Origin of the sequence: Pseudoduganella sp. UC29_106, assembly GCF_044055365.1 — a bacterium.
Classification (GTDB): domain Bacteria; phylum Pseudomonadota; class Gammaproteobacteria; order Burkholderiales; family Burkholderiaceae_D; genus Rugamonas.
Genome location: NZ_CP171977.1, coordinates 1,060,480 through 1,076,293 on the forward strand (window position 1 = coordinate 1,060,480; position 15,814 = coordinate 1,076,293).

A 15,814-nucleotide genomic window follows, 5' to 3' on the forward strand; every position below is an offset into this window, starting at 1 on the left:
TGTAACTCAATGTAGCGGCCACCCGCTCAAAACGCCGAATTTTGTATCGCTATGCAGCAAATATGGCGTTCCATAGACGTTTGACGTTTGCTGCATGCAACGTCACTTTCGCTGGATCAATGCGCGACTGCTCCTGGCCCTGCAGGCGCAACTGGTGCTGCCATTTGCGCATGTCGCGGTAGGCGTCCGCCACGGCCGCGCCCAGTTCGGGCTCGATCAGGCCGAGCGAGCCGGCCAGCTTGAGCAGGGCGATATTGCCGATATTGCCGGTCAGTTCGCGGTATTTGGGCGCAAATTGCAGCACGATGTACTGCACGATAAATTCAATGTCGATCATGCCGCCTTCGTCCTGCTTCAGGTCGAACAGCTCGCTGCGGTTGGGGCGCGCGTCGCGCATGCGCTGGCGCATCGCCAAAACTTCCTGCTTCAGCGCGGCCGCATCGGGGCGTTCCTTGCGCAGCACCTGGCAACGGATCTTTTCGAAGCGCTCGCCGATGTCGGCATCGCCGGCGCAGAAGCGGGCGCGGGTCAGGGCCTGGTGTTCCCAGATCCAGGCCGAGGATTGCTGGTATTTCTCGAAGGATTGCACGCTGGACACCAGCATGCCGCTGGCGCCATCCGGCCGCAGCGCGGTATCGATGTCGAACAAGATGCCGGCGGAAGTGTGCGAGGTCATCCAGGTAATGAAGCGCTGGGCCAGCTTGGCGTAAAGGCCCGGCGCATCCTGGTCGTCGTCATCAAACAGGAAGATCACGTCCAGGTCGGACACATAGCCCAGCTCCTTGCCGCCCAGCTTGCCATACGCGATGACGGCAAACTTCGGCACTTCGCGATGGCGCTTGGGGATGTTCTGCCAGGCGGCCTGGATCACGGCAGCCACGATTACGTCCGCCAGGGCGGACAGGTAGTCGGCCAGCTTCTCGACGGTCAGGTCGCCCGCCAGGTCCTGCGCCAGCAGGTGGAACAGCTGCACGTGGTGCACTTCGCGCAGGATGTCCAGCTGGCGCTCGGTATCGTCCGGCGCCGTGGCCAGCTGGCGCTGCAGGTCGGCCGCCACGGCGACCGGATCGAACACGCTGTTCAGCAGGCGGTCGTCCAGCAGCTCGTCGAGCAGGATCGGGTGCTGGTTGAGGAAGGTCGCGGCCCAGCCGCTGGTGTGCATCATATTGATGACGCGTTGCAGCGAGTGCGGGTATTCCGTCAGCAGCGACAGGTAGGCCGAGCGGCGCGCAATCGCTTCCAGGAAATCGAGCAGGCGGCCCAGCGTGGCCAGCGGCGTGCCGGCGCTGTTTTTCTCGGCCGCGCGGGCGATCTGGGGCAGGGCGGCGTTGACCAGGGAGACCAGCTTGTTGCGGCTGGCTTCCGGCATGGCGGACAGGCGCGGCGATTGCCAGGTGGCGATCAGGCGCTGGGCGGCGGCGGCCGGGTCGTCGTAGCCGAGGCTGGCGAAACGCGCTTCGATGGCTTCGCGGTTGTCCGGATCGGCGCACTCATTGCTCGTTTCGGGATCGACATCGTCGCTGTTGCCACCCTTATCGGCGAAGATCGCGTCAAATTGCTCGGCGACGAACTGGCGGTGCGCTTCCAGCTCGGCCAGCAGGGCGCCCGCATCCGGCAGGCCCATCATGTGGGCGATGGTGCTGCGGTCCGCCTCGCTGGCGGGAATGGTGTGGGTCTGGGCATCGTCCAGGTATTGCAGGCGGTGCTCCAGGTTGCGCAGGAAGGTGTAGGAAGCCAGCAGGCGCTCGACGACATCGGCCGCCAGCAAGCCCTTGTCCGGCAGCTGGCGCAGGGTATCGCGCGTGGAGCGGCCGCGCAGGCTCGGGTCGCGCCCGCCGCGGATCAGCTGGAACACCTGGGCCAGGAATTCGATTTCGCGAATGCCGCCGCGGCCCAGTTTGACGTTATTGCTGCGGTCCGGGTGCAGGCGCTCCTGGCGGTTGACCTCGGCGCGGATCTGGGCGTGCATGCTGCGGATGGCGTCGATTACGCCAAAGTCCAGGTAGCGGCGGAAGCAGAAGGGGCGCACGATGGCGTCCAGCGCCGCGATGTCTTCCGGGCGGCCGGTCACGGCGCGCGCCTTGACCCAGGCGTAGCGCTCCCACTCGCGGCCCTGCACGATCAGGTAGTTTTCCACCATGCCGAGGCTGGCGGCCAGCGGACCGGAAGCGCCGTTGGGGCGCAAGGCCATGTCGACGCGGAAGGTAAAGCCGTCTTCGGTGATTTCGGCAATGGCCGCGATCAGCTTCTTGCCGAGGCGGACGAAGTATTCATGGTTGGAGAGCGAGCGCTGGCCCGGCCCGGCCGCCGTGTCGCCGTCTTCCGGGTAGACGAAGATCAGGTCGATGTCCGAGGACACGTTCAGTTCGCCGCCCCCGCCCTTGCCCATGGAGAGCACCATCAGCTGCTGCTCGGCGCCGGAATCGGCGCCGATGGGCGCGCCGTGGGCTGCGCGCATTTCCGCGTCGATCTCCGCCAGGTGTTCGCGGATGGCGAAATCGGCCAGCCGGGTCATCGTGGTGACCACCTCGTTCAGGTCCGCCTTGCCGTCCAGGTCGCGCCGGATCAGGCCGGCGATGACCAGGTTGCGCAGCCGCCGCATGCCGCGCGCCAGGGGCAGGGGCTGACCCTCGCCGGTGTTGCGTTCTTTTGCCAAAAATTCAGCAAAATCCAGCGAGGCAAGCGATAATTGCGCTAGGGCATCAACTTTCACGTGGCGGTCCGGTGCGGCAGCCAGCCAGCGCTGGTAGAAACGGGAGGCGGAAACGAGGGTTGGGGCGGTCATCAGGAAATTGTGAAGTAATGTAAAAGCCTGTCTATTGAAGCATAGTATGACAGGTCCATGCGGTAGAATTGTCTGAATGAACAAAGGCTTGGCTTGAGCGTATTAAAGGAAAATTCGGCGGGGGAGGTGGTGACGGAAGAAGGGCCGCTGGTCGCTCGCTGGCACCGGCTGCAGGCCGCCTACCGCTTCTGGAACCTGGCCACCCATCATGTACTCGGCTTCACCGTGAAGCTGGTGCTGCTGCTGTACTTTGCCTTCGCCATCATGTTCCTGGCGTTGCGCTACGTGATCCTGCCCAATATCGACCACTACAAGGGCGATATCGAAGAACTGGCCACCCGCGCGGTGGGCAATCCCGTCACCATCGACCGTGTCTACGCTTCCTGGAAGGGCTTGCGTCCCAGCCTGTTCCTGGGCGACGTGATCCTGCGCGATGCCCAGGGCAAGCAGGCCTTGCACCTGCCCAGCGTATCGGCCACCCTGTCGTGGTGGAGCGTGCCGGCCGGCGGCCTGCGCTTTGAATCCCTCGAATTCATCCGCCCGACGCTGGAAGTGCGCCGCGATGCGGACGGCAAGCTGTATGCGGCCGGCATCCTGATCGACCTGCAGAAGAAGAGCGACGGCCGTAGCGCGGACTGGCTGCTGTCCCAGCGCGAAGTGGTGATCCGCGAAGGCCGCATGGACTGGACCGATGCCCAGCGCGGCACGCCGCCGCTGGCGCTGTCCGGCATGAATTTCCTGATGATGAACAAGTGGCGCCGCCACCAGTTCGCGCTGCAGGCCACGCCGCCGGCCGAGATGGGCCGCGCCATCGACCTGCGCGCCGACCTGCAGCACCCCACCTTCGGCCGCATTTCGGACGTCGCGCAATGGAAGGGCGAGCTGTACGCCTATGTGCATTACATGGACCTGGCGGCATGGAAGCCGTATGTGCCGACCAATATCGATATCCAGTCCGGCAGCGGCGCCGTGCGCGCATGGCTCAGCGTGGACAAGCTGCGCGCCACCGGCATCACCGCCGACCTGGCGCTGGACAATGTGGTCGCCAAGCTGGATGCCGAATTGCCCGAGCTGGACGTGGCTTCCCTGCACGGCCGCATCGCCGCCAGGGAAGACATGCCCGCCACGCTGGTTGCGGCCAAGGCGCCGGCCGGCTCGCTGGGCCGCAGCCTGAGCCTGACCGATTTCTCGGTGCGCACGCGCGATGGCGTGGAGCTTGCGCCGACCACGGTGTCCGCCCGCCGCCTGCCGCCGATCGGCACCCAGCCCGAATGGACTGAAGTGAAGGCCAAGTCGCTGGACCTGGGCATCCTGTCCGAACTGGCCACCCGCTTGCCGCTGCCGGACCGCGAGCGCACGCTGTTGGCCGAACTGGCGCCGCGCGGCCGCGTGCAAAACCTCGCGGCGGAGTGGCGCGGCGCGCTGCCTGCGCCCGTCAGCTACAAGGTCAAGGCCGACGTGTCGGATCTCGGCATGAATCCGCTGGAATCGCATCCCGCCGTGCCCAAGGCCGGCAAGAATCCCGGTTCGCCCGCCATTCCGGCGCTGCCGGGCTTCGACCACCTGAGCGGCCAGGTGGAAGCGAACGAGAAGGGCGGCAATGTGAAGCTCGACGCACCAGGCCTGGAGTTGAACATGCCGGAGTGGTTCGATGTGCCGGTGATGTCCTTCGACAAGCTGAAACTCGATGCCGGCTGGTCGCTGGCCGATGAAAAGAACCTGGCCCTGCACGTGGAAAAGCTGGACCTGGAGCACGCCGGCATCACCGCCAGCATCTCCGGCAACCATATCCTGCCGCGCGGCGGCAAGGGCGCCGGCGTGGCCGACTTCACCGGCACACTGGACGGCTTCACCATCAACACCATCGGCCGCTACCTGCCGATCAAGACGCCCGAGCACACCAAGACCTGGCTGAGCGGCGCGCTGGAAGACGGCATGGCGCGCGACGTGACCCTGCGCCTGAAGGGCGAACTCGATCACTTCCCGTTCAAGGATGGCTCGCCGGACAAGGCCAAGGGCGAATTCCGCATCGCCGGCCGCATCGACAACGGCAGGCTGAATTACGATCCGGGCTACTACGCCAAGGATGGCAAGTCGCCCCGTGTGGCCGCTGGCCGAGAAGATCAAGGGCACATTCGCCTTCGACCGCGGGCGCATGGAAATCAGGGCGGAGAGCGCGCGCACCCTGGGCGTGAACCTGCTCAATGTGAAGGCGGTGATCCCCGACCTGACCATCCACGAAAGCTCGCTGGAAATCGATGGCAGCGCTGCCGGCCCGCTGAATGACTTCCTCAAGTATGTGTCGGCCAGTCCCGTGCTGGAATACATCGGCCACTTCACCGAAGAGAGCACGGGCACCGGCCCGGCCAAGCTGGCGCTGAAGCTGGACATGCCGCTGAACCACATGATCGATTCCAAGGTGCTCGGCACGCTGACCCTGCAGGGCAATGACGTGACCCTGTGGCACGACATGCCGACCGTGCAGCTCACCACCGGCAAGATCGAATTCAATGAACATGGCGTGAACCTAAATGGCCTGAACGGCACGCTGCTGGGCGGCGGCCTGCAGATTTCGGGCGGCAGCCAGAAGGATGGCTCGATCCAGGTCAAGCTGGGCGGCACCGTCACGGTGGACGGGCTGCGCAAGGCCTATCCATCGCCGACCATGGCGCGCCTGGCCAACCACCTGAGCGGCAGCACGCGCTTTGCCGGCCTGGTGGTCGCGCGCGAACACCAGTGGCAGGTCAATGTCGATTCCACGATGGCCGGTGCGGGCCTGGATTTCCCGGCCCCGCTGAAGAAGGCCGCGAACGACACGCTGCCGCTGCGCTTCCAGCTGAACGGCGCCATACCCAACGAAGCGGGCGTGAGCCGCGAGGACATGCGCATCACCCTCGGCAACTCGATCGCCGCGCGCTACCACCGCGAGAAGAAGGCGCCGGGCGGCTGGCGCCTGGCCAGCGGCGGCATCGGCGTCAATGTGCCGGCGCCGGAACCGGACAGCGGCATGATGATCCACGCCAGCCTGAAATCGCTGAACGTGGACGACTGGGTCGATCTCGGCAGCGCCATCGCCGGCAACGAGCCGCGCAGCACCACGCCGGCCGAGGGCTTCGACATCTCGCAGCTGGTGGTGGCGGACGCGCTGGCCGCGCGCGCCAGTGAACTGATCGTCGGCGGGCGCAAGCTGGATAATGTGGTCATCGGCGCCACGCATCAGAAAGGCGTATGGCAGGCCAGCCTCGATTCGAAGCAGGCGGTCGGCTATGTAACGTGGAACGAATCCCCGACCGGCCATGGCGTGGGGAAGGTCACGGCGCGCCTTTCCTCGCTGGTGATTCCTGAATCGCAGGCCGGCGAAGTCAAGGACCTGCTGGAAGCCGGCTCCACCTCGCCCACCATCCCCGCGCTGGACATCGTGGCCGACCGCTTCGAACTGTTCAACAAGCCGCTGGGCCACCTGGAGCTGCAGGCCTATAACGCGCTGATCACCTCCGCCCGCGAATGGCGCGTCAGCAAGCTGGCGCTGGTGAACCCGGATGGCGAACTGCATGGCACGGGGCGCTGGGTCAGCAAGGATGGCCAGCACAATACGATGCTGAACTTCGACCTGAATATCAATGATGCGGGCAAGCTGCTGGAACGCTTCGGCTTTGCGGATACGGTCCGCAACGGCAAGGGAAAGCTGAGTGGCGATATCAGCTGGAAGGGCCTGCCGTATTCCTTCGACGCGCCCAGCCTGGGCGGCAACCTCACGCTGAACGTGGAGAAGGGCCAGTTCCTGAAGCAGGACCCGGGCGCCGCCAAGCTGCTGGGCGTCCTCAGCCTGCAAGCCTTGCCGCGCCTGCTGAAGCTGGACTTCCATGATGTGTTCTCGGAAGGCCTGGCCTTCGACGGCATCACCGCCAGCGCCGTCATCAACAAGGGCGTGGTGAAGACGGAAAACCTGAAGATGCACGGCGTGCAGGCCACGGTGCTGATGGACGGCACGGCTGATATCGCCAACGAATCGACCAACCTGCACGTGGTCGTGATCCCCGAGGTGAACCTGGGCACGGGGCCGCTGGTGTATGCGCTGGCCGTCAATCCGGTGATTGGCCTGGGCAGCTTCCTGGCCCAGCTCTTCCTCAGTGCGCCGGTCATGAAAGCCTTGACTTACCATATGCAGATCACCGGTCCGTGGAAGGCGCCGGTGGTCGCCAAGCTCGATTCCACGAAACTGGAGCCGCCGGGTGTGGCGGCCCCGCGCAGCCAATAAGGAGAGGCCATGCCTATCGTCGCCGCTGTCCAAATGGTTTCCACGCCTGTCGTGGAAGAAAACATCGCCACCGCGCGCCGCCTGATCGGGGAAGCTGTGGACGCCGGCGCCAGGCTGGTGCTGCTGCCCGAGTACTGGGCCATCATGGGCATGAGCGACAGCGACAAGGTGGCGAAGGCGGAGCCGCTGGGCTCAGGCCCGATCCAGGCCTTCATGTCCGAAATGGCGCGCGAGCACGGCATCTGGCTGCTGGGCGGCACGCTGCCGCTGGCGTCCGACGATCCGCAGCGCGTGATCAACACCACCCTGGTCTATGACCCGAAGGGCGAGCATGTGGGCCGTTACGACAAGATCCACCTGTTCGGCTTCACCAAGGGCACGGAAACCTATGACGAAGCGCGCACCATCGTGCCGGGCAAATCGGTCGGCACCATCGATACGCCGCTGGGCAAAGTGGGCATGTCGGTCTGCTACGACCTGCGCTTCCCCGAGCTGTACCGCGCCATGGGGCCGGTGTCCCTGATCGTGGTGCCGGCCGCCTTCACCTATACCACCGGCAAGGCGCACTGGGAAATCCTGCTGCGCGCCCGCGCCATCGAGAACCAGTGCTATGTGTTGGCGGCGGCGCAAGGGGGGATGCACGTCAACGGACGCCGCACCTGGGGTCACTCGATGCTGGTCGATCCCTGGGGGGAGGTGAAGGCCGTGAAGGCCGAAGGCGAGGGCGTCGTTGCGGGCGAAGTGGATGAGATTTTCATCCATGGCGTACGCGAAAGCCTGCCTGCGCTCAAACACCGCACGATGTAAAATCGCCCGTTGCCGTATAAGAGAAAGAATATTGCCATGAAACCATTCGAACCGAACATGAAGGCCCTCGCGGCCGCGCGCGACATCCTGCTGACGCCTTTCGGCCTCGATGAGGGCAAGCTGCTGAAGGCACTGGGCAGCATGTTCACCCACAAGGTCGATTACGCGGACCTGTATTTCCAGTTCACGAAGAACGAAGGCTGGAGCCTGGAAGAGGGCATCGTCAAGACGGGCTCCTTCTCGATCGACCAGGGCGTGGGCGTGCGCGCCGTGTCCGGCGAAAAGACGGCCTTCTCCTATTCCGATGAGATTTCCGAAGCGGCCCTGCTGGATGCTGCGGCGGCTACGCGCACGATTGCGCGCGCCGGCGCCGGCAAGGTGAAGGTGGCGGGCAAGATGCTGCCGACCGGCGGCCGTTCCCTGTATCTGCCGCACGACCCGCTGGAATCGCTGGATGCGACGGCCAAGGTCAAGCTGCTGGAAAAGGTCGAGAAGATGGCGCGCGCCAAGGACCCGCGCGTGGTGCAGGTGATGGCCGGCCTGGCCGGTGAATACGATGTGGTGCTGGTGGTGCGCAGCGATGGCGTGCTCGGCGGCCGATATCCGTCCGCTGGTGCGCGTGTCGCTGACCGTGATCGTCGAGCAGGATGGCCGCCGCGAGGTGGGTTCGTCCGGCGGCGGCGGCCGTTACGACTACGGCTACTTCAGCGACGAACTGCTGGAGGAGTATGCGGACGATGCCGTGAAGTCGGCGCTGGTGAACCTCGATTCGCGTCCTGCACCGGCCGGTCCAATGACCGTGGTGCTGGGCCCTGGCTGGCCTGGCATCCTGCTGCACGAAGCGATCGGCCACGGCCTGGAGGGCGATTTCAACCGCAAGGGCTCGTCCACCTTCTCCGGCCGTATCGGCGAACGTGTGGCTGCCAAGGGCGTGACCGTGGTCGACGATGGCACGCTGAAGGACCGCCGTGGTTCGCTCAACATCGACGATGAAGGCAACCCGACCCAGTGCACGACGCTGATCGAGGACGGCATCCTGAAGGGCTATATCCAGGACACGATGAATGCGCGCCTGATGAAGATGCCCGTCACCGGCAACGCGCGCCGCGAATCCTTCGCCCACCTGCCGATGCCGCGCATGACCAATACCTATATGCTGGCCGGCGACAAGGACCGGAAGAAATCCTGGCGTCCGTGAAGAACGGCCTGTACGCCGTGAACTTCGGCGGCGGCCAGGTGGACATCACTAACGGCAAGTTCGTGTTCTCGGCCAGCGAGGCTTATATGATCGAGAACGGCAAGGTGACCTACCCGGTTAAAGGTGCAACCCTGATCGGTAATGGACCGGATGTGCTGAACCGCGTATCCATGATCGGCAACGACATGAAGCTCGATCCGGGCGTCGGCGTTTGCGGCAAGGAAGGGCAGAGTGTGCCGGTGGGCGTTGGGCAGCCTACGCTGCGCCTTGATGGCGTGACCGTTGGCGGCACGGCGTAATTCCGCCTCGGTGTGATTTGACGTGCAGCGTAGGGCGGATCATTGATCCGCCGTGCTCGCATACCGCAGACGCCTGAGGCGGACCACAGACGGCGGATCGATGATCCGCCCTACGCGGCGCATGGGCGCAACGTAGGACGAAGCCATTCGAGCCGCGCCGCGCCGCGCACGCGCACACACAAGATGCGGGCCGGTGGACCCGCCATACTCTTAGAACGCCACGCGCACGCCCACGTTCACGCGCCGTCCGACATCCTCCAGCGTCAGGAACTGGCTCTCATTGCTTGCATATTCATGCATGCGCGAGTTGGCCAGGTTGATGCCGTCCGCATACAACGCAATGGTTGGCGTCACGTTGAAGCGCAGGCTGGCGTCGGTCTGTCCGTAGGCGGCGCGGGTGCGGGGCAGGGTGCTGCCGCCGCCGCAGTCCACCGCGAAGTGGTTGCGCCAGTTGTAGCTCACGCGCGCCTGGAAGCGGTCGTTCTCATAGAACAGCGAACCGTTATACGACTGCTTGGACAAGCCCGGGTAGCCGCAGGAAGACGTGCCATTGTCATCGTCGCGGTTCGCCTTGGCATCGACAAAGGTGTAGTTGGCGGCGACGCCGAAGCCGCGCAGCCAAGGGATGCCGTTGTCGAAGGCGTACTGGCCGGCGATCTCCACGCCCTTGATCTTGCCCTTCTGGCCGTTGCGGATACGGGTATCGTGCACCACCTCGTTGTACTGAGGGATTTTGATATCCACCAGCTTCTGCTCCAGGAAGTCGGAAACGCTCTTGTGGAACACGGCCGCGCTGACATAGTTGGTCTTCGACAGATACCATTCGTACGACAGGTCCAGGTTCCTGGACTTCATCGGCTTCAGGTAAGGATTGCCGCCGCCCGTCTGCACGTCGCCGAAGCGGCCGCCGTACCAGTTGTCCACGCCCATCTGGTTCAGCGTCGGGCGGGTTTCCGTCTTGGACGCGCCCAGGCGCAGCAGCATGTCGCTGGTCAGGTCGAACTTGATGTTACCCGACGGCAGAACGCTGTTGTAGCTGTTCTCCACCGTGGTCGTGGAGGACGGGCCCCAGTTCAGGATATAAGTTGTATCGTTCGGGCTTTTGGTCGCGGACAGCAAGGTGCGGCTGATGCCGATCGAAGACGAGTTCACGTGCACGAAGCGCACGCCCGCATTGGCGGACCAGCCTTCACCCTCCCACTTGGAGTCCACGAAGAAGTTCGAAACCTTTTCCTTCACCTGCCAGAACGAAGGCTTGGTGTAGTCGATCGCCATTGGTCCGTTCGGGAACCTGGTCTTGTCCAGGTAGTACGCCGGGTCGTTCGACTTGGCCAGCACCGAAGGCTGGTTCAGGTAATTCATATAGGCCTGAGGATCGAAGCTCAGGTAGGCCGCCGGCACCTGCACGCCGCTGCCGAAGGGATTGCCCAGCGGCGTTACCGTGAACAGATTGGATGGCAGGGCAACGTGATAGCCGCTGAAGGCGTTCCAGGAATCGCTGCTCCAGCTGGTGCGGCCCACCTTGCGTTGCTGGTAGCCCAGGCCGGAATCGATGCCTTTAAAGTAGCCCATCTCGTGCTTCCACGACACATTGGCACGACCTTCCTGCAGCGAGTCGGCGAAGCGCACATCGTTGTTGGACACGGCGTGCGCGCGCACCTGGGTCGGATCGGCCACGCCGTCGCCGAAGACCAGCGATGGGGTGGAGCTGAAGGTCAGCACGTCGCTGTTCTTCGGCACCATGCCCGCCACCACCCACATATCCGGCTGGGTGGACGTGGTGCGCGATGCGTTCACATCGGCTTCCACCTTCAGGTCCGGAGACACCGCCCATTTTGAATTCAGGCCACCGGCCTTTGTGATCGAGAGTCGGTCGCCGCCCTTGACGATCATATCGTTCGAGTTGGCGTCGGTCAGCACGCTGCCCACCAGCGCCGGATTGTTGGCGAAGAAGGTGGCGCCGGGGCGAATGAAGCTGGTGACCTGGCCGCTGGCATCGGTCTTGATTCCGACTTGGGCCGGATTATTCCAGTCGCTGATCGCGATCACACTATTTTTCTGGTTCAGGCGCGAATACAGGGCGTCCGCCGTCAGCTTCCAGGTGTCGGACGGGTTGTACTGCATCGTCAGGTTGGCGACCAGGCGCTTGCGAGTTTCGTTTTCCTGCTGGAAGCCGTAACTCTGCGGCATGTAGAGCTTTTTGGTCGTCACGTCGGCCGCGGTCAGGCCTTTGGAATTCGCATCGCCGTTGATCATGGCGACATCGCGGTAATTCCATGCGTCGGTAATCGCCTTGTTCTGCTTCGAGGCGCGGTCGGTATAGGAAACCGAGCCGGTAACGCCAAAGGTCTTGGCCTCGTTGGCAAAGGAATACATGCCGCTGGCATTTGGCGTGTTTTTCCGCGAATTCGAATCCCAGGAATCGAAGACATTAATGACCGAGCTGTGGCCGGCTTTTCCGGACAAGGGCCTTGCAGTCTGAATGTCGACCGTGGAGCCAATACCGCCTTCAGGCAGGAAGGGCTGCGAGGTTTTATAGACGAGGGCCTTGGAAATAAGGTCGGAAGACAGCAGGTCGAAAGAAAACTCCCTGCCGCCAGTATCGCTGGTCAGCGTGCGGCCATTAACCAGGACATTATTGAATTCCGGGCCCAGGCCGCGCACCGAAATATAGCGGCCTTCGCCGTTATTACGCTGGATCTGCACGCCGGTCACGCGCTGCAGGGATTCGGCGATATTCGTGTCGGGGAATTTGCCGGCATCTTCCGCCGATACGGCATCAACCACGCCGTCCTGGATCCGTTTGGTGGTCAGGGAATTGGCGAGCGATGCGCGAATGCCGCTGACCACGACCTTGGCCCCGGCGTCGACGTTAATCGGTTCGTTTGCAGTTTGTGCCGAAACGCCCAGCGGCAACAGGATTTCAGCGATCAGGGCGGCTAAAACAGTCTTCCTCATGTTGAGTTTTTGCATACTTCTTGGTCTCCGTTATGTAAGCTTTCTCCGTAAATGGCAGCCGTTTTTTATGGTAACGTTGTCTGCTCTTTGACCATCGTACTAACCGTTGGCATTCCGTTCTTATTGTTTCTTTAGTATTTAATATTCCGAAAACATATAAGTTAAACGCATAGGGATGCGCCCGCAGAGCGAATCTGCGGGCGCGCACGGAGGAAAAACCGCGTCAGGGAGTGAAGGTGACGAGCACGCGTTTGTAGCGTGTCAGCGACGGCGCACCTTTGTCGGTGACCTTGAGGATGAAGTGGGCGGTCTGCGGCGAAGAGACTTCCGGCGCCTTGTACCAGACGGCGTACAGGTTGTCGGCGCCCTGCGTCTTGAGCGGCGTTTTGTAGCTGCCCGCCTCGGGATAGTGGAACCACAGGTAGCTCAGGCTGTCGCCGTCCGGATCGGTGGTGCCGGCGGCACTGAGCGTGAAGATTTCGCCGGACTTCACGGTGAGGCGGTCGGCATGCGCGAGCGCCGGCACGGGCGGATGGTTGGCGGCGGAGTAGGGCTTGATGGTCCAGTCCATGCGCGCGGCGAAGTCGTTCTGGAAGTCCTTGCGCCAGCGCCAGATCGTGGTCTTGAAGCCGGTCGATACAGTGTCGGCAGGGCGCACGCTGCGGCCGTATTCGTTGGCGAGCCAGGGCGTGAATGCGTCGGTGGCATTGGTCCAGATCGGGCGCGGTTCGGGCAGAATGGGCACGCCGCCGGTGAAGCCTTTCGGATCCATGTTTTCCAGCGCGGGCGTGTAGAGCTCATAGCGCCCGCCCCAGCCGCCCCAGTCGGGATGCTCGGGCGCGTTCAGGCCGTTCGGGATCAGGGACAGGAAGGCGGGCGTGTCGCCTTCCATGCCGTAGGCGACGTCCGGGTACATCGCGCCCAGCGGGCCGTGTGCCTGCTGGATGTTCTGCGCGATCCACGCATTGCTCACTTCCGAATTGTCGAATCCGGGCTCGGTCACGTTCATGCCGCCCCAGGTCCCGGCGCCGTAGCCGCCGGGGCTGACCACGTAGAACAGGTCAGGGAAATTGGTGCGGAGCCAGATGCCGGTGTCGTCCTGGTCGGAGATCGCGTAGACGCGCAATTTCGCTACCAGCTTTGCGGTCTGTGCGGACGTGTGCGTCTGTTTGATGCGATAGAGCGCCTGCGCCAGCGTGTTGGCGCCGCCCCATACCGATACCCATAGCGGGCGCCGGTCCGGCCGTTCCAGCGCCTTGATGATCATGTTGGAGCCGGGCGAATCCTTGCCTTCGCCCACGCCGGCCATGCCGTAGACGGGCAAACCCCTGCTCACCAGCGCGGAAAGTGTGGCGCCAGCAGGGAAGCCTTTCTCATGCTTCAGCAGGTTGGGTTGCACGCGTCCATACGCCGCGATGATCGCGCGCATCGATTGGGCGCGACGCGTGCTTTCTGGTGCACGGACGTGGTGGCGACCAGGCCTTCGATGTCGATCTGGTTTGCGTACAGCAGCAGGCGGACCAGGGACTGGCTGTCGTCCGCATCGGCTTCGATGTCGCTCAGGACCAGCAGGCGCGCTTTCGCTCCCGCACCCGGAGCAGCGGCGCCCGACGCAGCGGCCGGGGCGGCGTCCGCGCTTGCGGCGCAGGCGAGTGCGAAGACGCCGGCTGCTGCCGTGGTGGCGAGCGCGGGAGGCAGCTTCATGACTTGAACAGCTTGAAGCTGTGCGGCGCGATCGTCACTTCGCTCGGCTGGGCGCCTTTCTTCAGCACGCGCACTTTCGCCGGCACGTCGTTGAAGGACTGGATGATGTAGGCGCCGTTATCGTAGGTGAACAGGCTCACGCCGGCCGGTGCTTCGATGCGCAGCGGCATATCGGCCAGCAGGTATTGCTTGATGCTGTTCACCACGCCGACCGGCATGCTGTAAAGGTCGCCGATATTGCTGGGGATATTAACCACGTACAGGATGCCCTTGGAGTAGCGGTTCATCACGAGGATGGGGAAGCCGCGCGCGCCGGACACGCCGCGGATGATCGGCCAGGCATCGTTGGTGAAGTAGTGCAGCTCGGGGAAGATCACGTCGCGGGGCGCTACTTTCGGATCGTCGCGCAGCGATTCGCCATTACCTGCTCCGTAGCCGTTGAAGTAATCGTTCAACGCAACCTGCTCGCCCGTGGCGCGCACTTCGAGCAGGTCGTTGAAGCCGCGGTCCTGCGTGGCGCGCACGAAGCCCGAAGTCACGAACACATTCTTGCCTGCCTCCAGCTGCTTGCGGACCTTGCTGATGATGTCTTTGTCGGTCGCGGCGGCCTGCGTCAGCAGCACGGTATTCGCTTCGGTGGGGAAGCGCGCACTCATTTCGACCGGGATGCCGACGTTGCCCAGGTAGTTGTGCAGGAAGTCTTCGCCAGATGCGTGCGGCGGGCGATAGCTGGCCAGGCCGACCGGCTTACCCAGATGGCCCAGCGCTTCGTCCGCCTGTTTCAGCGCAGCGTGGGCGGCGAGGCCCCAGCCCGGCGGTGCGGCGACATTGGGGTTCGCAGCGCGCCAGTCGGCGGAAATTTTCTTCCAGTTGAAGCTCGTGTCCTGGTCGGCCCAGGGACGTTCGCCTTCCACGGCCGGCTTGTCCTCGGCCATCGGGTGCCAGTTGAATAGGGTGATCTCGGGCGGCTTGGCGAAGGCCGTGTCCCACAGCTGTTCGGCGAAGCGGTCCAGATAGCGCGTGGAATAAGTATCGATCCATCCGCCGCCGTTCTGGCCGTCGCGACGTAGCGAGTTGTAGTAGCGGATCACGGAATACGATTCGTACTGCTGCAGCAGCTGGTCGGTGATGACGGGATCGCGCGTTTCGGTGCCGGTGTAGATGCCGTCGAACATTTCCGGCTGCTTTTCCAGGTCGAAGCCCAGGCCGTGGAAGTGCTCGTACCAGTTCGGGTACTTGATCGTCACCTTCACCTTCGGGTTCACGGCCTTGGCCGGCTTCAGTACCAGGTCCTGCGACACCTTGCGCATGGTATCGAGGCGGTATTGCGTCCAGCTGCGCTTACCCTTGGCCGCGATATCCGCATCGGACTTGGAAGTGTAGAAGAAGAAATCGTCGAGGATGATGGTGTCGAAGTGGCGCGCGGCCTGTTCGATGGCTTTCTTTGCCGTCGCGCGGTCTTGCGGCTTCTCGTAGTCGAAAGTCATGAACTGGCCATTGAAACCGCCGGCCGCCATCGTCACACCGCCGCCGACCTCGATGCCCTTGGCGACAAAGGCATTCTTGACCTTCTCGATTTCCTCGTCGGTGGCGAAGTGGTTGTCGCGGTAGGTTTCGATGTAGACCTTGTCGAACGGGACCTGGTTCATTGCGCGCGCGAACTGGTGCTCGAACAGGGCCGTGTCGGCCAGGCTCTTCGTCACATTGACCGGGATATAGATCGCGGTCTTGAAGTGCTGGTAATGGGCGGCGCCGGCCGTGCCGGCAGCCAGCGCGAGGACTGCGGATGCAATCAGTGTGCGCAT

Annotated in this window: 6 protein-coding genes and 4 pseudogenes; 5 read left to right on the plus strand and 5 right to left on the minus strand. The window is 63.6% G+C overall.

The genetic code is table 11. The features are described from left to right. Positions 1-49 precede the first annotated feature (49 nt). On the minus strand, positions 50-2,785 hold the full coding sequence (gene glnE, locus ACHMW6_RS05630; RefSeq protein WP_395406165.1) for a bifunctional [glutamate--ammonia ligase]-adenylyl-L-tyrosine phosphorylase/[glutamate--ammonia-ligase] adenylyltransferase: 2,736 nt from the start codon (positions 2,783-2,785) through the stop codon (positions 50-52). A gap of 1,662 nt (positions 2,786-4,447) precedes the next feature. On the opposite strand from glnE, the pseudogene ACHMW6_RS05635 reads away from it, so the two are divergent. The 5 genes and pseudogenes from ACHMW6_RS05635 to ACHMW6_RS05655 form a co-directional block, all read left to right on the plus strand. Next, positions 4,448-4,792 (plus strand): annotated as a pseudogene (locus tag ACHMW6_RS05635) (DUF3971 domain-containing protein); the annotation flags it as partial. Between the two features lie 148 nt (positions 4,793-4,940). Continuing rightward, a complete protein-coding gene (locus tag ACHMW6_RS05640; RefSeq protein ID WP_395406166.1) occupies positions 4,941-7,043 on the plus strand; it encodes a YhdP family protein in 2,103 nt (700 codons plus the stop codon). 9 nt (positions 7,044-7,052) lie between these two features. Then, positions 7,053-7,850 carry a carbon-nitrogen hydrolase family protein gene (locus tag ACHMW6_RS05645; RefSeq protein ID WP_395406167.1) on the plus strand — a complete coding sequence of 266 codons (798 nt, stop codon included), beginning with the start codon at positions 7,053-7,055 and terminating at the stop codon, positions 7,848-7,850. A 141-nt stretch (positions 7,851-7,991) separates the two neighbouring features. After that, positions 7,992-8,381 (plus strand): annotated as a pseudogene (locus tag ACHMW6_RS05650) (PmbA/TldA family metallopeptidase); the annotation flags it as partial. A gap of 49 nt (positions 8,382-8,430) precedes the next feature. Further along, positions 8,431-9,347, plus strand: a pseudogene (locus ACHMW6_RS05655) (metallopeptidase TldD-related protein). A 210-nt stretch (positions 9,348-9,557) separates the two neighbouring features. Here the strand turns inward: ACHMW6_RS05655 and ACHMW6_RS05660 are convergent. From ACHMW6_RS05660 to ACHMW6_RS05675, 4 genes and pseudogenes are all read right to left on the minus strand, one after another. After that, on the minus strand, positions 9,558-12,320 hold the full coding sequence (locus ACHMW6_RS05660) for a TonB-dependent receptor (RefSeq protein WP_395406168.1): 2,763 nt from the start codon (positions 12,318-12,320) through the stop codon (positions 9,558-9,560). Between the two features lie 208 nt (positions 12,321-12,528). After that, positions 12,529-13,077, minus strand: coding sequence for a hypothetical protein (locus ACHMW6_RS05665; protein ID WP_395408540.1), 549 nt, complete (start codon positions 13,075-13,077; stop codon positions 12,529-12,531). An 87-nt stretch (positions 13,078-13,164) separates the two neighbouring features. Continuing rightward, positions 13,165-14,009: pseudogene (locus tag ACHMW6_RS05670) on the minus strand (DUF1593 domain-containing protein); the annotation flags it as partial. Continuing rightward, positions 14,006-15,814, minus strand: a complete 1,809-nt coding sequence (locus ACHMW6_RS05675; RefSeq protein ID WP_395406169.1) for a hypothetical protein — start codon at positions 15,812-15,814, stop codon at positions 14,006-14,008. The pseudogene ACHMW6_RS05670 and the gene ACHMW6_RS05675, both read right to left, overlap by 4 nt.